General features: G+C 67.4%; 23 protein-coding genes and 1 pseudogene. 11 read left to right on the top strand and 13 right to left on the bottom strand.

What is annotated here, in order from left to right:
- Positions 1 to 26 precede the first annotated feature (26 nt).
- The 11 genes and pseudogenes from ACWIGM_RS07355 to ACWIGM_RS07405 all read right to left on the bottom strand — a co-directional run.
- The gene (locus tag ACWIGM_RS07355; protein ID WP_454025234.1) at positions 27 to 1,667 is read right to left on the bottom strand and encodes an ABC transporter substrate-binding protein; all 1,641 of its coding nucleotides are present in this window, start codon (positions 1,665 to 1,667) and stop codon (positions 27 to 29) included.
- Complete coding sequence (gene pehA, locus ACWIGM_RS07360; RefSeq protein WP_454025235.1) at positions 1,634 to 3,238, bottom strand: phosphoric/sulfuric ester hydrolase PehA; 1,605 nt, start codon at positions 3,236 to 3,238, stop codon at positions 1,634 to 1,636. The genes ACWIGM_RS07355 and pehA overlap by 34 nt, the downstream gene beginning before the upstream one ends.
- 94 nt (positions 3,239 to 3,332) lie before the next feature.
- Complete coding sequence (locus ACWIGM_RS07365) at positions 3,333 to 4,742, bottom strand: amidase (protein ID WP_454025236.1); 1,410 nt, start codon at positions 4,740 to 4,742, stop codon at positions 3,333 to 3,335.
- Positions 4,739 to 4,942 (bottom strand): hypothetical protein, encoded by a 204-nt coding sequence (locus ACWIGM_RS07370; protein ID WP_454025237.1) that lies wholly within the window; start codon positions 4,940 to 4,942, stop codon positions 4,739 to 4,741. Before ACWIGM_RS07370 ends, ACWIGM_RS07365 begins: the two co-directional genes overlap by 4 nt.
- Positions 4,939 to 7,107 (bottom strand): xanthine dehydrogenase family protein molybdopterin-binding subunit, encoded by a 2,169-nt coding sequence (locus ACWIGM_RS07375; RefSeq protein ID WP_454025238.1) that lies wholly within the window; start codon positions 7,105 to 7,107, stop codon positions 4,939 to 4,941. Before ACWIGM_RS07375 ends, ACWIGM_RS07370 begins: the two co-directional genes overlap by 4 nt.
- 10 nt (positions 7,108 to 7,117) lie before the next feature.
- Positions 7,118 to 7,564 carry a (2Fe-2S)-binding protein gene (locus ACWIGM_RS07380; protein WP_454025467.1) on the bottom strand — a complete coding sequence of 149 codons (447 nt, stop codon included), beginning with the start codon at positions 7,562 to 7,564 and terminating at the stop codon, positions 7,118 to 7,120.
- Positions 7,564 to 8,292: an isochorismatase family protein gene (locus ACWIGM_RS07385; protein WP_454025239.1), complete on the bottom strand. Its 729-nt coding sequence runs from the start codon at positions 8,290 to 8,292 to the stop codon at positions 7,564 to 7,566. Before ACWIGM_RS07385 ends, ACWIGM_RS07380 begins: the two co-directional genes overlap by 1 nt.
- 28 nt (positions 8,293 to 8,320) lie before the next feature.
- Positions 8,321 to 9,937 (bottom strand): OPT/YSL family transporter, encoded by a 1,617-nt coding sequence (locus ACWIGM_RS07390; protein ID WP_454025240.1) that lies wholly within the window; start codon positions 9,935 to 9,937, stop codon positions 8,321 to 8,323.
- A gap of 46 nt (positions 9,938 to 9,983) precedes the next feature.
- Positions 9,984 to 10,319: a tautomerase family protein gene (locus tag ACWIGM_RS07395; RefSeq protein ID WP_454025241.1), complete on the bottom strand. Its 336-nt coding sequence runs from the start codon at positions 10,317 to 10,319 to the stop codon at positions 9,984 to 9,986.
- Between the two features lie 114 nt (positions 10,320 to 10,433).
- Positions 10,434 to 11,114: a substrate binding domain-containing protein gene (locus ACWIGM_RS07400; RefSeq protein WP_454025468.1), complete on the bottom strand. Its 681-nt coding sequence runs from the start codon at positions 11,112 to 11,114 to the stop codon at positions 10,434 to 10,436.
- Positions 11,115 to 11,195: 81 nt separating this feature from the next.
- Positions 11,196 to 11,321, bottom strand: a pseudogene (locus tag ACWIGM_RS07405) (helix-turn-helix domain-containing protein); the annotation flags it as partial.
- A 112-nt stretch (positions 11,322 to 11,433) separates the two neighbouring features.
- Here ACWIGM_RS07405 and ACWIGM_RS07410 point away from each other — a divergent pair.
- Complete coding sequence (locus ACWIGM_RS07410) at positions 11,434 to 12,267, top strand: MBL fold metallo-hydrolase (RefSeq protein ID WP_454025242.1); 834 nt, start codon at positions 11,434 to 11,436, stop codon at positions 12,265 to 12,267.
- Positions 12,264 to 12,911, top strand: coding sequence for a nitroreductase family protein (locus ACWIGM_RS07415; RefSeq protein ID WP_454025243.1), 648 nt, complete (start codon positions 12,264 to 12,266; stop codon positions 12,909 to 12,911). Before ACWIGM_RS07410 ends, ACWIGM_RS07415 begins: the two co-directional genes overlap by 4 nt.
- Before the next feature lie 218 nt (positions 12,912 to 13,129).
- Here the strand turns inward: ACWIGM_RS07415 and ACWIGM_RS07420 are convergent, their stop codons facing one another.
- Entirely contained in the window at positions 13,130 to 14,104 is a 975-nt protein-coding gene (locus ACWIGM_RS07420) for a LysR substrate-binding domain-containing protein (protein ID WP_454025244.1), read from the bottom strand.
- A 139-nt stretch (positions 14,105 to 14,243) separates the two neighbouring features.
- On the opposite strand from ACWIGM_RS07420, the gene ACWIGM_RS07425 reads away from it, so the two are divergent.
- The 8 genes from ACWIGM_RS07425 to ACWIGM_RS07460 are packed head-to-tail and all read left to right on the top strand — an operon-like array spanning position 14,244 to position 21,932.
- Positions 14,244 to 15,746, top strand: coding sequence for a sugar ABC transporter ATP-binding protein (locus tag ACWIGM_RS07425; protein WP_454025245.1), 1,503 nt, complete (start codon positions 14,244 to 14,246; stop codon positions 15,744 to 15,746).
- The gene (locus tag ACWIGM_RS07430; protein WP_454025246.1) at positions 15,743 to 16,744 is read left to right on the top strand and encodes an ABC transporter permease; all 1,002 of its coding nucleotides are present in this window, start codon (positions 15,743 to 15,745) and stop codon (positions 16,742 to 16,744) included. The genes ACWIGM_RS07425 and ACWIGM_RS07430 overlap by 4 nt, the downstream gene beginning before the upstream one ends.
- The gene (locus ACWIGM_RS07435; RefSeq protein ID WP_454025247.1) at positions 16,741 to 17,706 is read left to right on the top strand and encodes an ABC transporter permease; all 966 of its coding nucleotides are present in this window, start codon (positions 16,741 to 16,743) and stop codon (positions 17,704 to 17,706) included. Before ACWIGM_RS07430 ends, ACWIGM_RS07435 begins: the two co-directional genes overlap by 4 nt.
- On the top strand, positions 17,703 to 18,659 hold the full coding sequence (locus ACWIGM_RS07440) for a TMAO reductase system protein TorT (RefSeq protein WP_454025248.1): 957 nt from the start codon (positions 17,703 to 17,705) through the stop codon (positions 18,657 to 18,659). The genes ACWIGM_RS07435 and ACWIGM_RS07440 overlap by 4 nt, the downstream gene beginning before the upstream one ends.
- Before the next feature lie 13 nt (positions 18,660 to 18,672).
- Positions 18,673 to 19,560, top strand: coding sequence for a polysaccharide deacetylase family protein (locus tag ACWIGM_RS07445; RefSeq protein ID WP_454025249.1), 888 nt, complete (start codon positions 18,673 to 18,675; stop codon positions 19,558 to 19,560).
- A gap of 21 nt (positions 19,561 to 19,581) precedes the next feature.
- Positions 19,582 to 20,415: an aspartate dehydrogenase gene (locus ACWIGM_RS07450; protein ID WP_454025250.1), complete on the top strand. Its 834-nt coding sequence runs from the start codon at positions 19,582 to 19,584 to the stop codon at positions 20,413 to 20,415.
- A gap of 24 nt (positions 20,416 to 20,439) precedes the next feature.
- Positions 20,440 to 21,225: an SDR family oxidoreductase gene (locus ACWIGM_RS07455; RefSeq protein WP_454025251.1), complete on the top strand. Its 786-nt coding sequence runs from the start codon at positions 20,440 to 20,442 to the stop codon at positions 21,223 to 21,225.
- A 14-nt stretch (positions 21,226 to 21,239) separates the two neighbouring features.
- Entirely contained in the window at positions 21,240 to 21,932 is a 693-nt protein-coding gene (locus ACWIGM_RS07460) for an RraA family protein (protein WP_454025252.1), read from the top strand.
- 24 nt (positions 21,933 to 21,956) lie between these two features.
- On the opposite strand, the gene ACWIGM_RS07465 is transcribed toward ACWIGM_RS07460, so the two are convergent.
- Entirely contained in the window at positions 21,957 to 22,832 is an 876-nt protein-coding gene (locus tag ACWIGM_RS07465; RefSeq protein ID WP_454025253.1) for a LysR substrate-binding domain-containing protein, read from the bottom strand.
- Positions 22,833 to 22,941: 109 nt separating this feature from the next.
- On the opposite strand from ACWIGM_RS07465, the gene ACWIGM_RS07470 reads away from it, so the two are divergent.
- Positions 22,942 to 23,556 carry a DUF1989 domain-containing protein gene (locus ACWIGM_RS07470; RefSeq protein WP_454025254.1) on the top strand — a complete coding sequence of 205 codons (615 nt, stop codon included), beginning with the start codon at positions 22,942 to 22,944 and terminating at the stop codon, positions 23,554 to 23,556.
- Positions 23,557 to 23,568 lie beyond the last annotated feature (12 nt).

The following is a 23,568-nucleotide window of genomic DNA, read 5'->3' on the forward strand; positions in this document are numbered from 1 at the left end:
AGGTCGCGCCGTCGATGATGCCGGCTTCAGCTGCGTCCGCCCCAGTTCTCGGCGCGGAAGTCCATGGCGAAGGCGGGCGAGGCCTTCCAGGCGAGCGCTTTCGGCTTGGCCGTGAAGGTCGCGTTCTGGTGCAGCACCGTGTAGGCCGGGTCCTCGCGCTCGGCGATTTCCAGCATACGGCGGAAGGCGGCCTTGCGGCGGGCACGGTCCGTCGAGCTTTCCAGTTCGACGGCGAGCGTATTCAGCTCCGCATTGGTCCATTCGCCGACCTGCTGCTGCTGGCCGTTGGGGCCGTGCTGGCTGACCAGGGAGGAAACCGGATCGTTGAAGGGCGCCGAGTTCGACCAGTCACGCACCGCTCGCGTCGGGGTCCGCTCAAGGATCTGCTGCCAGTTTTCCTTGACCTGGATCTCGACGTTGAGCCCGGCTTCCTTCCACATCTCGACCAGGATCTGCGCGGTGGCGGTCTGGTTGGTGTAGTAGTTGTTGAGTAGCCGGTAGGGGATCGGGTCGCCCTTGTAGCCCGACTGCTTGACCAGATCCTTGGCGACCTTGAGGTCGAAGGCCGGTACTGACCAGTCGGCGATGAACATGTCACCGTAATAAGGCCACTGCAGCCCCTTCGGTATCGAGGTCCGGCCGGCCCAGAGCGAGTCGACAATCGCCTGCCGATCGATCGAATGCGTCATCGCGCGGCGCACCAGCGGATTGGCGAGCTGTGGGTGGTTCTTGTCGAACACCGTCAGGCGGTGGTTCAGGATCGTGCCGCCCTGGACCTCGAAGGCGGGGCTCTTTTCGATCTGGGCGATCTGGTCCGGCGGGATGTCGCAGGCGAACTGATACTGGCCCGACAACAACCCGTTGATGCGCGAGGCCGTCTCCGGCACCTCGACGAAGCGGATCGACTTCAGAGGCGGACGGCCACCCCAATACTCGTCATGGGCCTCGAGCAGCAGCGACACGTCGGGGCGGTATTCCGCGACGCGATAGGGACCGGTCGTGACGGGCTTCGAAGCCCAGTCGCTGTAGGTCTTGGCCTCCTCGAAGGCGCGACGGTTCATGATCTCGCTACCGAAACGCGAGATGCGGCCTTCCAGCGTGACGTCAGACGTGCCGTTGACGAAGCGCACGGTGTATTTATCGACGACTTCGACGCCGAGCAGGGCCGGCCAGGCGCGGCGCGCCACGGCCGGAACTTCCGCAGGCAGTTCCTTTGAGGCACGACCACCGCCGACCGTGAAATCAGCCGAGATCGTCTTACCGGCGCTCGGCTTGGTGTCGCCGAACATGCGCTCCTTGCCGAAGGAAAAGGCGACGTCCTCGGCGGTCAGCTCATCGCCGTTGTGGAACTTCACGCCCCGGCGCAGCTTGAGTTCGACGGTTTTGTCGTCGATGCGCTTCCATTCGGTCGCGAGGCCAGGCACCGGCTCGAGATTGCCGGTCCAGTTCTTGCCGATCAGGCCTTCCCAGATCGAAGAGAAGAAGATGCGCTCGCCGACATTGGACTGTTCGCGCAGCACGTCGAGCAGGTTGGAGTTGGCGATCTTCTGAACCGCGATGGTGATCGAGGGCCGGTTGTCGGCCTGCGCGATGGCGAAGCGCGAGGGCAGGATGAGGGCAGAGCCGCCGAGCGCTATTGCGCTGCGACGCGTGAGGGAGCCGACCATGACTGGTCTCCTGTTTCGGTTGCGTTGGGATTGCGCTCCTCGAGCCCGCGCGGGCTGGAGCGGAAATGGGTCAGCGTCCGGTCGGCATGGGTCAGCCGCCAGGACAGCGCCTTCTGGGCGTAGTCACGCACCAGCGGCGCATAGGCAGGGTCTTCCGCCAGATTGACGAACTGATTGGGATCGCTGCGCAGGTCGAAGAACAGCGGCGGCAGGGCAGCGAAATGGACGTATTTGTAATTCTCATCCTGCACGACGCAGAGGCTGGATTCATCCATGCCGAGCCCGAGCACCTTTTCCGGCTCGGAATAATGCACGTCGCGGAAGTCGTATTCGTAGTGCAGCTCGGTCCGCCAATCCGCCGGGCGGACGCCTTGCGTGAACGGCATCACCGAGTGCCCGTCGCAGGCGCGCGGCGCCTCGCCGCCGAGCCAGTCGAGGATCGTCGGCATCACGTCGACGCTCTCGGTGAAGGCCTCCTCGATCGCGCCGCGCCGGCCTGCGGCACCTTGCGGATCCTTGACGACGAGCGGAATGCGGAAGCTCTCGTCGTGGAAGCCGATCTTGCCGAGCAAATGATGGTCGCCGAGCTGCTCGCCATGGTCGCTGGTGAAGACGACCAGCGTATCGTCCCACTGCCCGGTCTCGTCGAGATAGGCGAAGACCTGGCCGAGGCAGTCGTCGATCTCGCTGATCAGCCCGCAATAGGTCGCGCGCATCTGGCGGATCTCCGCCTCGTCAAGCGTCGCGCCAGAGCCTTCCGCACCGTGGAAGAACGAGCCGCGCTTGATCGCGTCGACATAGTATTTGACCAGCGGATGCTGGGTGCCCTCGACCTCTGGCGATTCAGCCCGGATCGGCGCCGGCATGTCCTGCGGCCGATACATCTCGTGATAGGGCGCCGGCGCGACGAAGGGCGGATGCGGCCGGTAATAGCCGAGATGCAGGAAGAAGGGCTTGCCGGCGCGGCCCTTGAGATAGGTCAGCGCGCGCTCGGTGAAGAAGGACGAGTCGGACAGTTCCTTGGGGATGCGCGCCGGCCGCTCCGTGGCCCCAGGCACGGCATCCTCGCCCTCGGGCAGCCAGATGTCCTCGCGGTTGGGCGGCAGCTCGAAGCCGTTCTGGGCGACCCAGCCGAAATAGCCGTCCATGTTCGGCTCGAAGGCACCGACCGACCGAAACCCGTCCATCAGGTCGCCGAGCACGAGGAAGCGCGGATCCTGCTTCGCCGTCGAGCGCGGATCGGGCGTCGTCGTGGTGTAGCCGATCAGCGCCGGATCATAGCCGATGGCGCGTAGCGCCTTGCCGAGGTTGAAATGCCGCTGGTCGAGCGGGACGGTGTTCTGAACCGCGCGATGGTTCATCAGGTAGAGGCCGGTCAGCAGGCTGGCGCGGGCCGGGCCGCAGGGCACGCAGGCGGTGACGTGGTTGGCGAAGGTGACCCCTTCCGCGCAGAGCCTGTCGAGGTTCGGCGTCTTCAGGAAAGGTTCCTGGCCGCGAGCGCGCAACAGATGCGGGACGAAATCGGCGCGCCACTGGTCGACGACGATCAGAAGAACGTTTTTACGAGTCATGCTTGGCCTCTTGAAGTCGGGCCCAGCTATCCGCCGCGGATGACGTCTGCATGACCCGCGCGGCAGGAGAGCCGCTTCGGGAAATCTTGGCTGGTCAGATAAGCGGAGTTTCTACCTGAGCGTGATCCTCCGTTGCCGATGCCGCGAGTCCTCGTTCGAGCGCAGCGCCGACCTGCAGGACCGTCGCCTCGTCGAAGGGCGCCCCGACGATCTGGATACCCAGCGGCAAGCCGTTGCCGGCGTGGCCGCAAGGCAGCGTCAGGGCAGGCTGGCCGGTGAGGCTGAACGGCATGGTGAGGAAGGGCCGCCCGAAGAACGGGAAGGTCTCCGTCGCCTCGTCGAAACGCTCTGCCGGCCCATACTGATTGGCCGTCACCAGCACATCGCAGGTGCCCATCATCTCCGCCATCTCGGCGATGAGCCTGCGCCGCAGCCGCTGCGCCCGGACATAGTCCGCCGCCGAGATAAAGCCACCGAGCCGCATCCGGTCGCGGGTGAAGGCGCCGTAGTCCTGTGGGCGCCGCGCCAGCATTTCAGCGTGAACGGCATAGCCCTCGCTCAACAGGATGATCCTGCCGCAGGCATTCATCACCGCGAGATCGGGTAGAGCGAGCTCGACGATCCTGGCCCCCTGCTCCTGGAGAGCAGCAAGCGCGGCCTCGACCGCCGCAACCATCTCGCCGCAGGCTTCCGACTGGTACCAGCTTCGGTCGATGCCGATGCGCAGGCCGGCGATCGGGCGACCAAGGGCAGCGGAGAAATCCGGTACGGAACGGTCGGTTGAACCCGGGTCGTCGGGATCGTGGCCGGCGATCGCCTGCAGCAGCGCAGCGCAATCGGCGACGCTGCGCGCCATCGGCCCGACATGGTCGAGCGAGAAGCTGAGTGGGTAGACGCCACGCCGGCTGACCCGCCCATAGCTCGGCTTCAGTCCCACGACGCCGCAATGGCCCGCCGGCATGCGGATCGAGCCACTGGTATCGGTCCCGAGCGAACCGGCGCAGAGCCCCGCCGCGAGCGCCGCGCCCGAACCGCTCGACGAGCCGCCTGTGACATGGTCGAGCGCGAGCGGGTTTCGCGCCGGCGGGAACGGCAAGTCGTGCGAGGGCCCGCCAAAGGCGAATTCATGTGTCGCGAGCTTGCCGAGCAGGATGGCGCCGGCCTCGCGCAGCCGCCGATAGCTGGCCGCATCCTCGCCCGGCACATTGTCGAGCAGCAGGCGCGAATGGCAGGTGGTGCGGATGCCGGCGGTCGCGATAACGTCCTTGAGCGCGATCGGAATGCCATGCAACGGCCCGAGGAAACGGCCCGTTGCGGCGGCGCGATCGGCCGCCTCGGCCTGCGCCAGGGCAGCCTCAGCGGTGACGGTGATATAGGCGTTCAGCGTTGCGTTGGTTTTGCCGATGCGCGCGAAATAGGCCTGCGTCAGATCACGAGCAGTCAGTTCGCGACGCCGCAACATCGCCGCCGCCTCGGCAATGGACAGCTCGTGGAGAGCGCTCATCGCCGGGCGTCCTCGCCCGGTGAAAAGACGATGGCCGGCTCCTCGAAGGCGTCGAGATCGCGAGGCAGCAGGGCGAGTATCCGGCATAGACCGAGATAGCCCTCACGCGTCGTCGCTAGCTCATCGGGCACGATCGAGAGGCCCATGGCTTTAGCCAAGTCGGCGAAAGCGTCGAGCGAAAGTTCCTCGTCCACGGTCATCGCCCGGCCCTCAACAGCGCTGCGTCGATCGGCAGCTTGCGGATGCGTTTGCCCGTCGCCGCGAAGATGGCATTGGTCACGGCAGGTGCGACGATCGCGGTCGCGACCTCGCCTATCCCGCCCGGCGCCGCTGCGCTGTCGATCAGGTGCGTCTCGACGCGCGGAACCTCGTCGATCCGCAGGGCCGGATAGTCGTCGAAATTCCCCTGCTCGACGCGGCCATTGCGGAAGGTGATCGCACCGTGCAGGGCTGCCGTCAGGCCGTAGACAGCGCCGCCCTCGATCTGCGCCGCGATGGTGTCGGGGTTGATCGCGATCCCGCAATCGACGGCGCAGATGAGCCGCCTGACCTTGACTGCTCCCTCAGCGGCGACCTCGACCTCCGCCACCATGGCGACATAGCTGCCGAAGGCGAACTGCACGGCAATGCCGCGGCCTCGGTGCGCTGGCAGGGCTGCCCCCCAACCGGCCTTGGCGGCAGCAAGGTCGAGCACGGCGCGTGCCCGCGTGTGCGGGTCGGGAATGAGCTGCCTGCGATAGGCGAGAGAATCGGCGCCCGCAGCGGCTGCCAGTTCGTCGATGAAGCTCTCGACCACGAAGACGTTATGCGTCGCGCCGACGCCCCGCCACCACGAGGTGGGCACGCCGCGCGGCTCGACCCGGACATAGTCGACGAGGAGATTGGGCACGCCGTACATCATGTCGGCCGCGCCTTCGACCGCGTCAGGGTCGACACCGTTCTTCACCGCCGGCGGGAAATAGCGCGACAGGATCGAGGAGCCGGCGATGCGATGCGTCCAGGCGGTCGGCCGGCCGCCGGCATCAAGCCCGGCGGAGATGCGGTCGTAGTAATAGGGCCGGTACATATCGTGCCGGACATCCTCGGACCGGCTCCATATCACCTTGACCGGCCCTTCGACCTGTCGGGCGATCTTCACGGCCAGGGCGATGCCGTCGACCTCGAGGCGCCGGCCGAAGCTGCCGCCGAGGAGCTGGTTGTGGATATGGACCGCGCTCTTGGGCAGGCCGGTGATCGCGGCTGCCACCGCCTGCGCGATCGTCGGAACCTGCGTGCCGACCCAGATGTCGCAGCGCTCCTTGCGGACTTCGACGGTGCAGTTCATCGGCTCCATCGCCGTATGGGCGAGGAATGGTACCTCGTAGACAGCGTCGAGCCGGCGTGCCGCGCTGGCGAGCGCAACTCCCGCATCGCCCTCACTGCGCGCAACCGCGCCTGGCTGGCGCGAGGCCTGCTCGAGCTCCCTGACGAGCATCGCGCTGTCGACATCGCCATTCACGCCGTCGTCCCAGCGGACCACAGCGGCCTCCAGGCCCTTGTAGGCGGCGCCCGTATGCGCGGCGACAACGGCGACAGCCTCATCTGTCACCACGACCTGGCTCACGTCCTTGACCGCAAGCGCGGCGGCCCGGTCGAGCCCGCTCGGCTTGCCGCCGAGAACCGGCGAGATCGCAATCGCCGCGACACGCAATCCCGGAAGGCGGACATCGAGGCCGAAGACGGCGCTGCCATCGACCTTCGCCGCGCCTTCGATGCGGCGCAGCGGCTTGCCGATCAGGCGATAGCTGGAACGTTGCTTGGGCGCGCTGGCGGCAGCCACCGAAAGCGGGAGCTCTGCTGCCGCTTCGACGAGGTCGCCATAGTGAACTCGCCGGCCACCGCCCTGCTCGACGACCGCGCCGTTCTCCGCGCGCAGCGTCGCCGGCTCGACCTGCCAACGCCCTGCGGCCGCCGCGATCAGAAGGCCGCGCGCCGTCGCGCCCGCCTGCCGCAAGGGTTGCCAGAAGGCACGGATGGACGCGGAGTTTCCGGTCGATTGCACACCGCCGAGCACCGCATTGCCATAGAGCGCATCGTCCGCCGGAGCCTGCTCGAGGCGCACTGTCTCGAGACCGATCTCGAGTTCCTCGGCTAGCAGCATGGAGAGAGCGGTGTGGATGCCCTGGCCCATCTCGGCCATCGGCATCACCAACGTCACGAGCCCCCGCCGGTCGATGCGGATGAAGGCGTTCGGCGCGAAACCGACTGCACCTGCAACAGGCCGTGCGCCGGCATGCATCGGCATGGCGACGGCGACGACGAGGCCGCCGGCCAGTTTCAGCAGGTCGCGGCGGCCAAGGGCCGCCTCGGGAACGATCATGGTCATGCGGGGCACATCATCCGGCGGCACGGTGGATCGCGGCGCGAATGCGCTGATAGGTGCCGCAGCGACAGATATTGCCGGTCATCGCCGCATCGATTTCGGCATCGCTTGGTCGCGGCGTTGCCGCGAGCAGCGCGGTCGCCGACATGATCTGGCCGGGCTGGCAATAGCCGCATTGCACCACGTCGAGGTCGAGCCAGGCCTGGCGCAGCGCCTTGCCCTGAGGCGTCGAGAACACGCCCTCGATCGTAGTGACCTGCCGGCCTTCGGCCTCCTCGGCTGCCGTGATGCAGGCGCGCACCGGATTACCGTCGATATGAACGGTGCATGCGCCGCAAAGCCCCGCACCACAGCCGAACTTTGTGCCGGTCAGCCCGAGGACATCGCGCAGCAGCCAGAGCAGCGGCGTATCGCCATCGACATCGGCGGCATGGGCCGCCCCGTTCACGGTGAGCCTGATCACGAAGCAGCTCCGGCCGCAGCGGCATCGCCTTGCGGCAAGGCAGCGAGCATGGCGAGCGCCTCCGCGACCGGGACGACGTCCGCATATTTGGCGTTCATGTCGAAGAGGTTGACCGCATGCGAGGTTGGACTGCGATCGAAGACGCAATCCTGCGGCACGACGACCCGGAAATTATAGGAGAAGGCGTCGACCACTGAAGCGCGGACGCAGCCGCTGGTGCTGCAGCCGGTGACGAACAGCGTATCGACACCGAGGTCGATCAGGTGGCTGAGCAGCGGTGTGCCGAAGAAGGCGCTGGGATGCTTCTTCGGCAGCAGCAGGTCGCCGGCCTGCGGCGCCACCTCGGCGACGAAATCGTAGCCGCGCGCATCGACCCCGAACATCGCCGGCACCTTCGCGGCGAGGCGGCCGGCATCGGTCCGCGCATCCTTGGGCGCGACATAGGGATAAAGCACAGGCAGGCCGAGCCGGCGGAAGGCACCCAGCAGAGGACGAATCTGCCCGACTGCGTTCCAGGCGGCGTCGCCACAGGCGGTCGGATACTCCCGCACCGCCTGTTCATAAGGAGCGGGCGTGCTGCCGGTGGTGCGGTATTGCACGTCGATCACCAGCAGCGCTGGCTTGCGACCACAGCCGCCGCGCTGGCCGAAGCCGGCGGCGCCGTAACGCCGCTCCTCCTCGGGAGGGATGACGCCGTGCCAGGGCAAAGCGGGCTGCTGAGTCATAGCAGATATCTCCGATCGTGCGGGCCACTCAGCGCCGGAAGGCTTTGAGCAGCGCGTCGCAGAAGTTGAACAGGACGTCGCCGGCGATGGCGCCCGCAGCGAAGACCTGCATGTCGGCTTCGCTGCCCGGTCCGCGCAGCCGCCCCCAGATCAGGCGCAATGCGATCGCGACCGCCACGGCCCAGCCGGCGAGCGGCGAGTTGATGAGGAGGCCCGTGGCGAGCAGCACGCCGAGTTGGCGCTTGGGTCCACCGAGCAGCTGCAGGATCGCTCCAGGGATCGCCCAGATCAGCAGCGACCAGGCGACGCTCGTCGAGGCCCCGGCCTGGATCGTCGCGGCATAGACCTTGTCGACCGGTGGGACGAGATTCTGGGCAAAGAAGCTCGGATAGAGCAGCGCGACGCAGGCGCCTGCGACAAGGAAGCCGAGCATGCCGGCAAAAAGCTGCTGGCGTCGGCCTTCCAGCTCGAAGGCCGGATCCTGGCCTTCGCCGCGCAGGATGTAGCCCGCCTTCAGGTTGAAGCCCATATCGGCAAAGGCCGGGCCGGTGGCGACCGAGAAGCCGGCGAGCAGCGCCAGCGCCGGCACCGGAAAGCCGATCAGGATGCCGACGATCAGCGTGACCAGCGCCACTGCGAAGGCCGGGAAATAGCCGGAATGCATCGCGGCAAGTCCGACGATCAGCTCGTGCACATAAGCCGCGAACGCGGCGTAGACGAGGAAAAGCAGCAGCATGCCGAGCGACATCTCGCTGATCAGGCCGCCGGCGAGCGCGATGATCAGCGCGATGACGAGATAGCAGGCCGTGCCGAAGCCGAGCGAGCGCTTCAGCGCCGCCGGGGAGACTTCCGTGGCGTCTGCCGTCCTGGCCGGCTCACGCCGCAGCATCAGCCGGCTGATCTCGACGATGACGACGAGGCTCGCCCCGATCAGCACGCCATGCGGGACATAGGCCGCCATCAGATCGCCCTTCGGCACGATCGCCGACAGGCCCGGCAAGTCGAAGATCACACCGGCATAGCCACGCAGCAGCAGGCCGATGCCGAACATCGACAGCGCCCAGATATTGCCGAGAAAGGCGAAGCCGAAGGCCGACATCGGCACCTTGAACAGCGCCCCCGCGATCCCGATGGCCAGTCCGACACCCATCAGGACGAGCTTACGGCCACCCTGATCGCCCGCCTTGATCGTCTCGGCGATGGCGACGCCGAGCGGCCAGGCTCCGGAGGCGGGAAACAGGCGTGAATTGAACAGCCGGTAGAGCAGGTAAGCATCAAGCAGCATGGCAAGGAACGCCCCCGCCAGCATGGCGGGAACGAGGTCGGGCCGGCCCAGCACGAAGGGCACGCCGATCGGCACCAGCAGGCAATTGGCGGCGCCGAAGGTCGCGGCCGCCGTCGCGCTCTGCGCCAGGTTCTGCACGTGCACCGAGCGATAGCGTAGAAAGAGCCCGATCGGGATCCGCGCCAGCGCCATCGCGACCAGCACGCCAATCAGCGACGTGTTCGGGGTGACGCCGAGCGTGACGATCAGTTGCAACCCGATCAGCGCGCCGAACAGGCTCAGCAGCAGGATCAGGATCAAGGTCGACGGCGTCAAAACGCTGGGATGTCGCTCGGTCGCGACCTGGGTCCTGTCATGCATGCGCTTCCCCGAAATTGTTGGTTTGATTGTCACGCACGCCGGCCCGTCAGCGGCCGAGATTGGCCGGCGGGACGTCGGTCACGATGAGTTTGAGGTCGTCGTCGGCGATGCCGAATGGCGCCAGGCTCAGGGCGATGGCGGAACGCAGCCCGGCCTTCTGGGCCGGGTCGCGGCCGGCGAGCATGTAGATCTCGATGCGGCAGAAACTCTCCGAGCGGCCTTCGCCGACGAGACGGTCGCCGGGCCCGTGACAGGTCATCACGACGTCGTTCTGGCCGGCATGAACGCCGAGCGGCGCGAGACAGGCCTGGCTCACCGCCAGCATGACCGCCGGGCGCTGCGCTTGCAGCCCGGCCCCGGCTTCAATTCTGATACTCGGCATCGCGCACTCCCGGAGCATTTCACGGGAATGTCATTGATGAGGTCAGCAGCAACAATACCGCTGCCGGAAGCAGAACTAACTACTGAAGGTAGTGAATAACCAAGCCCTGCCGATCTAGTCGGCGAGCTCCGCCACCACGAAATCGAGAAAGGCGCGCACCTTTCCGGGCACGTGGCGGCGCGAGGGATAAACCGCGTAGACCGTGGACTGCACTGCGGTCCAATCGTCGAGCGTGGTCTGCAGAAAGCCCCGTTCGAGGTCGTCGCGGATATAAATGCTCGGCAAAAGGGTCAGGCCGAAGCCGGCCCGAACCGCGTCGCGCACTGCGAGGCTGGAGGTTGCTCGATAGCGGCCCGACACCGGCACGCGCGCATGGTCTGCCCCCTTACGAAACTCCCATTCGTCGACATGGCCGGATAGCGAGAATTTGAGGCAATTGTGCTTTTGCAGATCCGCCGGCCGTTCCGGCCGGCCATGGCGCGCGAAATAGGCCGGCGCACCGCAGACGACCTGCTGCATGGTCATCAACTTGCGGGCGATCAGGCTGGAGTCGAGGAGGTTGTCGCTCGCACGGATCGCGATGTCGAAGCCTTCCTCCACCAGATTGACCCGACGGCTGTCCATATGCAGATCGACGGAGAGCTCGGGATATTGCTCGAGAAAGCGCGGCATCGCCGCCGACAGCCGGATCAAGGTCAGCGTCGCCGGCGCGGCGACTCGCAGCAAGCCGCTCGGCCGATGTTGCAGCGGTCCCAGCGCGGCGTCGGCTTCGGAGAGTTCGTCGAGGATACGCACCACGGAATCGTAGTAGTGCGAGCCCGCCTCGGTGCGGCTGAGGCGCCGTGTGGTTCGGTTGAACAGGCGGGCCCCGAGATGAGCCTCGAGCTCGCCGATATTCTTGCTGATCGCCGCCGGCGACAGGCCGAGCTGGCGCGCCGCCGCGGCGAAGCTGCCGAGCTCGACGACCTGGCGGAAAACCTTGAGTGCGGTAAAACGATCCACTTTGGATACCCAGAGTAATGAGTGATGCTTCCGAGGCAGGCATTCCCTACGAAATCAAAATAGATGACGGTTTGGGCTCACGGGCAATGCCTGTCATTCACGAGAGCCGACCATGCCGCACTATTTCTGCAAGGCCTGCGGGATCCGCTACCCGGACAGTGCCGCTCCGCCGAGCCATTGCCTGATCTGCGAGGACGAGCGCCAGTTCGTCCCCAAGGCCGGCCAGGAATGGGTCACGCCGGCTGAACTTGCCGTCGGCCGCTTCAATGCCTTTCGGGAGGTCTCGCCCGGCCTGTTCGGCCTCTGGACCATGCCGCAGTTTTCCATCGGCCAGCGTGCCTTCCTGGTGATCACGCCGGCCGGAAACGTGTTGTGGGACTGCGTCAGCTACCTCGATGCCGCGACGATCGCGATCATCAATTCATTCGGCGGCCTGAAGGCGATCGCCATGTCGCATCCGCACTTCTACAGCGCCATGGCGCAATGGGGCGCGGCCTTCGATTGCCCGGTCTTCGTCCACGAGGCGGATCGGCAATGGGTCGTCGATCCCGATCCGCGCCTCACCTTCTGGCAAGGCGATACGCACGAGCTCCTGCCAGGCGCCAACCTACATCGCTTCGGCGGGCATTTCCCGGGCAACAGCGTGCTGCATCTGCCCGACCGCAAGACGTTGCTGGCGGGCGACACCGTCCTCGTAACCTGGGACCGCCGGCACGTCTCGTTCATGTGGTCCTACCCGAACTACGTACCGCTCCCCGCCGCCGAGGTCAGACGCCTGGGCGCTCGCTTCGATGAACTGGAGTTCGATTCGCTCCATTCGGCGTTCTGGGGCCGCGGCGACATCGAAACCGATGCCAAGGCCGCAGTCGCCCGCTCGGTCGAGCGCCACATCCAGGGGCCTCAGGTCGCCATGGACATCGGCATTATGCAGGAAGCCGCCCAATGACGATCGCCGCCGCACAGTTCCGCTCTCCCGCCATCGCGCCCGCTTTGCCTATCGCGAGCAATGGCCGCGTCGCGGACCATCCGATCGATCCGGTCTTTCTGGAGCGCTGGTCGCCACGCTCCTTCGCGCCGGACGACATCAGCGAAGCCGAATTGATGCGATGTTTCGAGGCGGCGCGCTGGGCTCCCTCCTCCTACAACTCGCAGCCCTGGCGCTTCGTCTATGCCCGCCGCGGCAGCGCGGACTGGGCGAACTTCCTCGCGCCACTCAGCGAATTCAACCAGAGCTGGGCCGGCGAAGCGGCTGCTCTCATCACCGTCCTGTCGAAGACCAAGATGCTCCGCCCCGGCTCGACGGAAGAAACGCCCGCCTACAACCACTCTTTCGATGCCGGCGCGGCCTGGGCGAGCTTTGCGCTGCAGGCGGCTATGCGTGGCTGGAACACGCACTGCATGGCGATAACCGATCGCGATCTCTGCATTCAAAGACTGGCGGTTCCCGAAGGTTATCGAGTCGAGGCGACGATCGCGATCGGAAGGATAGGAGACAAGGCGTCACTGCCACCGGCATTGCGGGAGCGAGAAACTCCGAGTTCTCGCGATCCCGTCTCCAGGTTCGTGTCGGCGGGGCGTTTCGGCGGCTGACAGCTTCACCGCTGGCCGCACGCCGCACTCCTTGGCAGCGATGCAGGAGCGGTTACCTCGCGGTCGCAGTCTCTGGGCTCTGCGAGGGTTCGAACCCCTTCGCCCGCTTCAGACATTCTCAGGGCTTGAGAAGCATGCAAGCGTCGGATCTTGCGGCGCTTTTTGCTTTTTGGGCTTTGTCCGGTTTCCAAGATGGCCGCCGGTATCGTTTTGCTCCCTCATGCCCGGACAGGCTTCGGCGAGCTGCCGCGAGCCTCGAAGGCTTCCTTCAAAGCCCAATTCCTGAAGCGCTGCACGCGCGGATCATCGAAACGGCTTTCGTGAATCAGCAGGTAGTATTCGCCCGCGCTGTCGAGCTCGCTGGTCAGCGGAACCGCCAAGCCTCGCATACCCTCCTCGTGCGCCAGGATGATGTCCGGCACGAGCGCAATGCCGCGGCCCTGCCGCGCTGCATCCAGCGACATGAAGAAGTGCCCGAACTGCAGCGTCTGCTCGATCTCGATCGCCGCACGGACGCCATGGGCCTTGAGCCAGTCGGGCCAGGCATGGCGGCGTGTCGAGGTATGGATCAGCGGCCAGCGCGCCAGGTCGGCCGGAGTGATGTCCGTCTCACCGATCAGGCCGGGTGAACAGACCGGCACAAGCCGATCCGGGAAGAGTTCGTCGGCATGGACCCCATCCCAGCGCGTCAACATCGACAGCTCGATGCGCGGCTGGTTGCGCTCATAGTGCCGGCCGGGCAGCCGGCCGACACGGATCGCGACATCCGCCTCATGCGCGAGCAGGTCAGCCGGCTCGATCGAGGAGACGACCCGCAGTTCGATCTCCGGGTGCTGGCCGGTGAAGACATGAAGTCGCGGCATCACCCAGACCGAGGCGATCGTCGGCAATACCGACACCGTCAGCGTTGCCCGGTCGTGGCGCCGGGTGAAACGGCCGGCGGCGCGCTCGAGCTCGTCGAGCATGCTCTCGACGCTTCGGAAGAACTGCTCCCCTTCCGAGGTGAGCTCGATCCTGCGGGTGAAGCGGTGGAAAAGCTCCTGCCCGAGATGGAGCTCAAGCTCCTTGACCTGACGGCTGACCGCACCCTGCGTCAGGTTCAGCTCCTCGGCCGCTTTGGTGAAGGACAGGTGGCGCGCCGCCGCGTCGAAGCCGCGCAGCGCATTCAATGGCGGCAGACGCCTCTTTCGCATGCATCACCCCTCTCATGCATGAGGATAGATCATGCATGAGCACCGAACAATTCGTTTGTGACGATCGGGCGACGGACGCATCGTCCCGTCAACACCGGTGCTGCCGCAAGGCCCGCTTCAGGTGAATGGGGAACTGCCGATGACGATCGAGCCAGCGATCGCGCTCGCCATGCGCGACATCGCCAAGCGCTATGGCGCGACCTGCGCACTACGCAGCGCCGCCCTGACCTTGCACACCGGCCGTGTCCACGCTTTGCTCGGTGAGAACGGTGCCGGCAAATCGACCCTGGTCAAGATCATCGTCGGCGCTGTGAAGCCCGACAGCGGCAGCGTCGCTCTCTCTGGGAAGCCCGTCGCCTTCCGCTCGGTGGCCGAAGCGATCGCCGCCGGCATCGTGCCGATCTACCAGCATCTCAGCCTCTTTCCCGAGCTCTCCGTCCTCGACAATCTCTCCGCCTTCCAGCTTGCCGCCGGCCGGGCCGGCCTCAGCCGCAACGTGCTGGTGCCGCGCGACGAAGCGCGGGCCTGGCTCGCCCGGGTCGGGCTCGACCTCGATCTCGATCGCCCGGTCTCCTCGCTCTCGCTGGGGGAGCGCCAATTGCTCGAGATCGCCCGCGGCGTCGGCCGCAATTGCCGCATCCTCGTTCTCGACGAGCCGACCGCGGCGCTGAACGGCGCCGAGGCCGACCGGCTCTTCGCCGTAGTCCGCGACCTCTGCACCCAAGGCGCCGCCGTGCTCTTCATCTCGCACAAGTTCGACGAGATCGAACGCCTTGCCGACGAGGTCACGGTGCTGCGCGACGGCGCCACTGTGATCGATGCCGCCCCGATCGGCCGGCATGACCGCGCCACGCTGGTCAAGGCGATGCTGGGCATGCAGGTTGAGCACGAGCACCGCTCCGGCACCGCCCGAGGCGAACCGGTCTTGACTGCAGCCAATGTCCGCATGGCGACCGGCCACAGCCTCGATCTCTCGGTGCGCGCCGGCGAGATCGTCGGCCTTGCCGGCCTGGTCGGCTCCGGAGCGCTTGCGATCGCAGCGACCATGGCTGGTGCCACTCCCGGCCAAGGGGAAATCGCCGTCGGCGAGCAGCGCTTCGCGCTCGGCGATCGACGCGAGGCCGTCGGCCTCGGCGTCGCCTATGTGCCGGCCGACCGCCACGCCGAGGGTCTGTTTCCCCCGGTCAGCGCCATCGGCAACGCTTCCGCCAGTGCCCTCTCGCGCTTCTCCACCCGCGGCCTTCTCGGCAAGGCGCGCGAGCGCGACGCGATCGAGCCGCTGCTGCGCCGCCTGCACCTGCATCCGGCCCGGCCGGGCGCCGAAGCCGCAAGCTTCAGCGGCGGCAACCAGCAGAAGCTCCTGATCGCGCGCTGCCTCGCCTTGCCGAACCTGCGGGCGCTGGTCCTGCTCGAGCCGACGCGCGGCGTCGACGTCGCCGCCCGCGCCATGATCCACCGCGCCGTGATCGAGATGGCGCGCTCGGGCGTCGCCGTCCTGATCGCATCGAGCGATCTCGATGAGCTCACCGCGCTCTGCGACCGCTATCTCGTGGTCCGCGACGGGATGATCGCCGACGAACTGCCCGGCGATGCCTCGACCGAGACGATCATGGCCGCGCTCGCCGGAAAGGCCGCGGCATGAGCAGCTTTCCACTCGGCGATCGAGGCCCCTCCAGCATGCCCGCCTTCCTGCGCCCGCCCGCCATCCTGATCGTGACGGCGCTGCTGTTCGGGCTGGCCGCCCTGGCGGTGCCGCGCTTCGGCACGCTCGGCAATGTCGAGAACGTGCTGCGCATCGCCGCCATCCTCGGCATCGTCGCCTGCGGCCAGGCCATCGTCGTCATCCTCGCCGGCATCGAGTTCTCCTTCGGCGCCTCGGCGGCGCTGGCGAGCGTCGTCATCGTCATGGCCCTGCCAACGGCCGGTGTCGTCGGCGCCTTCCTGCTCGGCGGTCTGCTGATCCTGGGGGTCGGCATGGTCAACGGCCTGCTCGTCGCCCGTTTCGCTGTGCCGCCGGTTATCGCGACGCTCGGCATGCTGATGATCGCCTCCGGCCTCGCCGCCTGGCTCGCCGGCGGCCTGCCGATCGACGCGCCGCCTTCGGACGCTTTCTCCTTCCCGGCCCGCGGCCGCGTCCTCGGCATCCCCGTGCCAATCCTCTGCGCCACCCTCGCCTTCGCCGCACTCTATGTGCTGCTCGCGAAAACCCGGCTCGGTCGCGGCTGGTATCTGGTCGGCGCCAATGCGACGGCCGCCAGGCTCGCCGGTCTCTCCGTGCCTCGGCTCGTCTTCTTCGGCTATGCCGTGGCCGGCCTGTTCTGCGCGCTCGGCGCCGTGATCCTGACCAGCCGCGTCGCCTCGGGCCAGCCGATGCTCGCGCCGAACCTGCCCTTCGAGACCATTGCCGCCTGTGCCGTCGGCGGGCTGCCACTCGGCGGCGGACGCGGCAACGTCCTGCAGGTCGCCTGCGGCGTGCTGATCGTCGCCATGCTCAACAACATCGTGGTGCTGCTGAACCTGCCGACCGCCTACCAGCTCATCCTGCTCGGTACGCTCGTTGTCACTGCCGTGCTGCTCCAGCGCGACTGGGCCTTCCTCGGCAATGCACTCCGCGTCCTGACGGCTGGGAGGCGCGGATGACCCCGGCAATCGCCCCTCGCCTGCTGGTCGCACCTGCCGGCATCCTCGCCGCCAGCCTGATCTTCGCCGCGATCGCACCAGGCTTCCTTGCGCTCGGCAATGCCGCCAGCATCGCCGGCCAGGCTTGGATCCTTGTCCTGCTCGCGACCGGCCAGATGTTCGCCCTCGCCGCCCGCGGTTTCGACATCTCGGTCGGCGCGATCGCCGCGCTGGCCGGAACCCTCGCCGCCATGGCCGCCAACAGCTTCGGATTGGCGGGCCTGCTGGTCGCCCCGCTCGTCGGCCTTGCCTGCGGCACGTTGAACGGCTGGTTGGTCGGCCGCCTTGCCCTGCAGCCGATCGTCGCGACGCTCGGCTCGCTCGTCGCGCTCAAGGGTGTCGCCCTCTTGGTCAGCGATGACGGCCAGGCCGTGCCGCTCACCGAAGCCGGCCAGGCCACCAGCCTCGCCTTCGATCCCGTGCTCGGCCTGCCGCCACTCGCCTGGCTCGCCCTTGCCTGCGTCCTCGGCGCCCAGTTCCTCCTGAGCCACGCCACGCTCGGCAAGCGCATCCTGATGCTCGGCGCCAATCCCGAAGCCGTCGGCCTGGTCGGCGCCGATGCAGGAGCGCTTCAGATCCGCGCCTACCAGCTCTGCGGCCTCTTCGCGGGGCTCGCCGGGGCGCTGATGACGGCGCGGGCCGGCGCCGGCCTGCCGACCGAAGGAGCCGGCATGGAGTTGCAGGCGATCGCCGCCGCAATCATCGGCGGGACTGCCCTGTCGGGCGGCGTCGCCAACGCCGTCGCTGTCGCTGCCGGCGCCTTCTTCGTCCAGGTGGTGCTGACCGGGCTCAACCTCACCGGTGTCTCGCCCTTCCTGGCGCAGGTCACCGTCGGCCTCGTCATCCTCGGTTCCGGCCTGATGGACACCGCTCTCCGCTCGCTTCTCACCCGCAACCGCCAGCCCAAGGACGTATCGCCATGACATTCCTGTCCCGCCGTAGCCTCCTGCTCGCCTCGATCGCTGCCGCCGCGCTGGCGCAACCAGCCTTCGCCCAGGACAAGACGATCGGCATCGCCGTGCCCAACCTCGCCTCCTCCTTCTGGATTTCGGCCGTCTACGGCATGGAGAGCGAGGCGAAGGCGGGCGGCGCCAAGGTGCTGAAGCTCAATGCCGGCGGCGACGCCAACGCCTCGCAGCAGATCGCCCAGGTGCAGGATCTGATCCAGCGCAAGGTCTCCGCCATCGTGATCGGCGCCACCAATGGCGATGCGGTGAAACCGATCGTCGAGCGCGCAATCGAGGCCGGCATCCCGGTCGTTGGCATCTCCTCGCCGCCGAACACGCCCAAGCTCGCCTCGCTGGTCAGCGCCGACCATGCCGACATGGGCAAGCTCCAGGCCGAATGTCTCGCCAAGGCGGTCGGCGGCAAGGGCACGGTCGCGATGATGGCGGGCCCCGCCGGCCAGGCCTGGTCGGACCTGCGCGCCAAGGGCTTCCGCGAAGCGCTGGCCAAGGCGGCGCCCGACGTCAAGATCGTCGCGGAATCGCGCCTCGCCGACAACCGCAACGCCGCGCTCGGCACCGCCGAGGACTGGACGCAGCGCTTCCCCGATCTCGCCGGCATCTATGCCGCGACCGACGACATGGCGGCCGGCGTCGTCTCGGCCTTCAAGTCGGCGAGCAAGCCGATCAAGGTCTCGGCCTCGAATTTCAGCCCGACCGCCCAACAGATGCTGAAGGACGGCGACATCGCCTGCACCTCGATCCAGCAGGTCGTCGCCCAGGGCAAGGCCGCGATGGCACAGGCGCTGAAGGCGGCCGCCAAGCAGCCGCTCGAAGCCCGCGTCGTGCTGCCGGCCCTGCTGGTTACGCGCGAGAACGTCGCGACCGTCGATCTCTCCTCGGTCGTCGCCCCGGCCGATTATCGCCCCTGACGGACGCACGCTCATGCTGCCTAGCCCTGGACGCTTCCCCTACTCGCCCATCGTCGATCGGCCGGACTTCACCTGGCCGGGCGGCAAGCGGCTCGCCGTCTATGTCGCGCTCTGCGTCGAGCATTTTTCCTATGGCTCGGGGCTCGGCCTGCCCTATTCGCCTGGGCTCCAGCACCCCAACACCTACAACTGGGCCTGGCGCGAATACGGCAATCGCGTCGGCGGCTGGCGGCTGATCGAGCTCTTCGACGACTATCGCCTGCCGCTCTCGGTGCTGCTCAACACCGAGTGCTACGAGCACTGCCCGGAACTGGTCGCGGCCCATCGCCGCCGCGGCGACGAGATCGTCGCCCATGGCCGCACCAATTCCGAGCATCAGAACGGCATGGAGATCGAGGCTGAGCGGCGGCTGATCGCCGAGGCGACGCAGGCGATCGCGAGCCATGAGGGCGCTGCGCCCGCCGGCTGGATGAGCCCCGGCGCCCATCCCAGCGCCAACACCGAGGACCTGCTGACTGAGGCCGGCTACGGCTACACCATGGACTGGCCGATGGACGACCAGCCGGTCTGGCTGAAGACCAAGGGCGGCCCACTGCTGGCGATGCCCTATCCGCACGAGGTCAACGACGTGCCGATGGTCGTGCTGCATGACGGCACCGCCCAGGCCTTCGCTGACATGGCGATCGACAATCTCGACGAGATGCTTCGCCAGTCCGAGCAGCAGGCGCTGGTCTACGGCATGACGATCCACACCTTCATCGTCGGCCAGCCCTTCCGCATCCGGCAGTTCCGCCGGGTGCTCGACCATCTCAACAAGCACCAGGACCGCATCTGGTTCACCACGGCCGGCGCCTGCGCGCGCCATTACGCCAGCCTGTTCCCGGCACCATCGGCCGGCTGACGACAAGACAAGGAAACGCCCATGACCTCCCCTTCCTCACCCGGCACGCGTCCGCGCCGGCGGGTCGCCATCGCCGGTCTTGGCGCTGTCGGCCTCAAGATCGCCAGCGTGCTCGACCAGGGCGTGCCCGGCTGCGAGCTTGTCGCCGTCTCCGCCAACGACCGCGACAAGGCGCGCGAGCGCCTCGCCCATCTCTCCCGCCCGGTCCCGGTCGTGGCGATCGAGGAGCTCGAAGGGCTCGCCGACATCGTCGTCGAATGCGCCCCGGCCGCCCTGCTGCCGGCCATCGCCGAGCCTTTCCTGCGCGCCGGCAAGACGGTGATCGTGTTGAGCTCCGGCGCCATCCTCTCGCATGAGGGGCTGATCGAGATCGCCCGCCAGCATGGCGGCCAGATCGTCGTGCCGACCGGCGCCCTGCTCGGCCTCGACGCCGTCACCGCTGCGGCCGAGGGCGTCATCCGCTCGGTCCGGATGATCACCCGCAAGCCGGTGCGCGGCCTGGTCGGCGCGCCCTATCTCATCGAGAACAACATCGCCCTCGACGATGTCAGGGAGCCGACGCGGGTGTTCAGCGGCACGCCGCGCGAGGCCGCGATCGGCTTCCCGGCCAATCTCAACGTCGCCGTCGCGCTCTCGCTCGCCGGCATCGGGCCGGACCGGACGACGCTGGAGATCTGGGCCGACCCGGCGCTGACCCGCAATACCCACACCATCGAGGTCGACGCCGACTCCGCCAGCTTCTCGATGACGATCGAGAACGTGCCGAGCGACAACCCCAAGACCGGCCGCATCACCGCGCTCTCGGTCATCTCCTATCTGCGCAAGCTCGACGCTCCCCTGCGCATCGGCTCGTAAGCCGGAACTCACAAGGAACCCATCATGGATCTGGGAATTGCTGGACGCACGGCGCTCGTACTGGGCGCCGGCGGCGGGCTCGGCTGTGCCATCGCCAGGACGCTCGCACGGGAAGGCGCCAAGGTCGCGCTCGCCGATATCGACGAGACGGCACTCGCCGCGACAGCGGCTGATCTCTCCGCCCTCGGCGCGCCGCATCTGGCGCGGCGCTGGGACATCGGTCGCCTCGACGAGGCTGACGGGCATCTTGCCGCGATCGGCGAGGCGCTCGGCCCCATCGACATCCTCGTCAACAACACCGGCGGCCCGCCGCCGAGCCTCGCCGCCGGCGTGCCATCGGAGACCTGGACGGTGCAGTTCCAGGCGATGGTGCTCTCCGTCATCGCGCTCACCGACAAGGTGCTGCCGGGAATGCGCCAGCGCGGCTTCGGGCGGATCGTCACCTCGACCTCCTCGGGCGTCGTTGCACCGATCCCGAACCTGGCGATCTCGAATGCCCTGCGCCTGTCGCTGGTCGGCTGGTCGAAGACACTGGCGCGCGAGGTCGCGGCGGCCGGCATCACCTGCAACATCATCCTGCCGGGCCGGATCGCCACCGACCGCATCCTCTTTCTCGACGAGCAGAAGGCCAGGCGCGAAGGCCGCCCGCTCGCCGACATCGTCGCCGAGAGCACGGGCTCGATCCCGCTCGGCCGCTACGGCACGCCCGAGGAATACGCCGACGCCGTCGCCTTCCTCGCCAGCGCCCGCTCCGCCTACATCACCGGCTCGGTCATCCGGGTCGATGGCGGCTATCTCCAGAGCATCTGAAAGGATTTGAGGTCATGACCGAACTGCCGCACCGCGACGCCACCTGGCGCGAGGACATCCGCCGCCGCTTCCTCGCGGTCGACACCTCCAACGTCGCCGACGTGCTCGACACGCTCGGCCTGCCCGACCAGGGGCTGGCGCCGCAGTTTGCGCCCTATCCCGCGACGACCGGGCAGCTCGCCGGCTTCGCCTATACGATCCGCGGCCAGATGACGCCGTTCCCGCTCGGCGGCGACGCCGAGAAGATGAAGGCCTGCCAGGGCGTCTCGCCGGGCGAGGTCACCATCTGGAGCGGCGACGGCGAAGGCATCTGCTATTTCGGCGAGCTGATCGCGATCGGCATGAAGGAGAAGGGCTGCGTCGGCGCCCTCGTCGACGGCGGCATCCGCGACATCCGCTGGATCGGCGAGCAAGCCTTCCCGGTCTATGCGCGCTATCGCACGCCGGTGCAGTCGATCGGCCGCTGGAAGGTCAATGCCAGCCAGGTTCCGGTGCTGATGCGCGGCGCGACCAGCCGCTATGTCGAGATCAAGCCGGGCGACTTCATCCTCGCCGACGAGGACGGCGCCATTGCCATCCCAGCGGAAAGGATCGAGGAGGTGCTGGTGGAGGCCGAGCGGCTGACCGCCGTCGAGGTCAAGATCCGGCAGGAGCTCTCGCGCGGACTCTCGCTCGCCGACGCTCTGGCGAAGTACGGCCACGTCTGACCGGCGCTCGACCATCGCTGACGGTCAGGCCGTCAAAGCCTCGCGCAGCGGGATCATGAACTCGCGCGCGAGCTGCGACAGCTCCTCGTGCAGCGGATGCAGGATGGCGATCTCGTAGGAGATCGCCGGCCGGAACGGCCGGCGCACCACGTCGGCCGTGAAAGGCGCACTAACGACGGGATCGACGATCCCGACGCCGATGCCGGCGGCGACGAGTTCGCAGGCCGAGGAGAAGAACTCCGTCTCCGCGACCACATTCCAGCGTGCGCCATATTCCGAGAAGGCGGCGGCGAGCTTCTGGTAGACCGGATCGCCCCGGAACAGCGTGACGAAGGGCACCCCGTCGAGATCGGCCGGGGTGATCTCCTCGCGCTCCGCCAGCGGATGGCCCAGCGGCAGCATGCACTGGCACTGATAACTGAAGACCTCCATCTGCGCGGTCGGATAGTCGAGCGGCAGTTCGGCGATGGCGAAGTCGAAGGTCCGTGTCGACATCAACTCCTTCACGCTCTGCGATGCCCGCGTGATGATCTTCATCTGCAGGCCGGGCCGCTCGGCGGCGAAGACCGAGAGTAGCCGGGGCAGCAAGGCGATCGAGATGCTGGGATAGGCGGTGATGGCGAGATGGCCGCGTTTGCCGGCCCGGATCTCGCCTGCGACCCGCACGGTGTTCTCGACCGCCTCCAGCGCCCGGCTCGCCTCGGCATAGATCAGATGCGCTTCCGGCGTCGGCTGCAGCCGCGTGCCGCGCCGCACGAAGAGCGGCACGCCAAAATCATGCTCCAGCGCCGCGATCATCGTGCTGACGCCGGGCTGCGAGACCCCCAGCAGTTCGGCGACGCGCGTCATCGTGCCGTGGATCATCAGGGCGCGGAAGCATTCAAGCTGGCGCAGGCGCATGCCACTCCATACGATTTTCTGATAATGAAGCCAAATCAAATTATTGGATTTGCATAACACTTGAGCGTTTCCTTGCCGGCATAGCGAATGAGCCAGCGAGGAGATCGCCATGAACAAGCAGGTCGGAGCGCTCCAGCCCGCACTCGAACTGATCCCGGCCCGCAGCGGCGTCGCCGCAAGGGTCAAGCGCGGCCAGAGCGTCCGAGTCGTCAATACCCATGGCAAGCAGGTGGTCGACACCTGGGCCTTCAGCGCCGCCGATGTCGATGAGCATCTGTCGATGGAGCACAGCCGAGCCGCGATCCTGAAGCTGATGCCGGCCGTCGGCGACACGCTCACCAGCAATCGCCGCAACCCGATGCTGACCGTCGTCGAGGACACCACCCCCGGCATCCACGACATGCTGATCGCCGCCTGCGACGAGCATCGCTATCGCCAGCTCGGCGCGCACGGCCATCACGACAGCTGCACCGACAACCTCAAGGCGGCGCTCGCCGCGCTCGGCATCGCCGTACCGCTGACGCCGAGCCCGCTCAACCTGTTCATGAACGTGCCGGTGCGGGCCGATGGCAGCCTCGCCTTCGAGGCACCGGTCAGCGAACCCGGCCAGCATATCGTCCTGCGCGCCGAGATGGACCTGATCATCGTCTTCTCGGCCTGCCCGCAGGACATGGTGCCGGTCAACGCCATGCACCCGACCGACGCGCACTACCAGATCGCCTGACGGGAGGCTCAT

The organism is Allobosea sp. NPDC055332 (assembly GCF_053645455.1).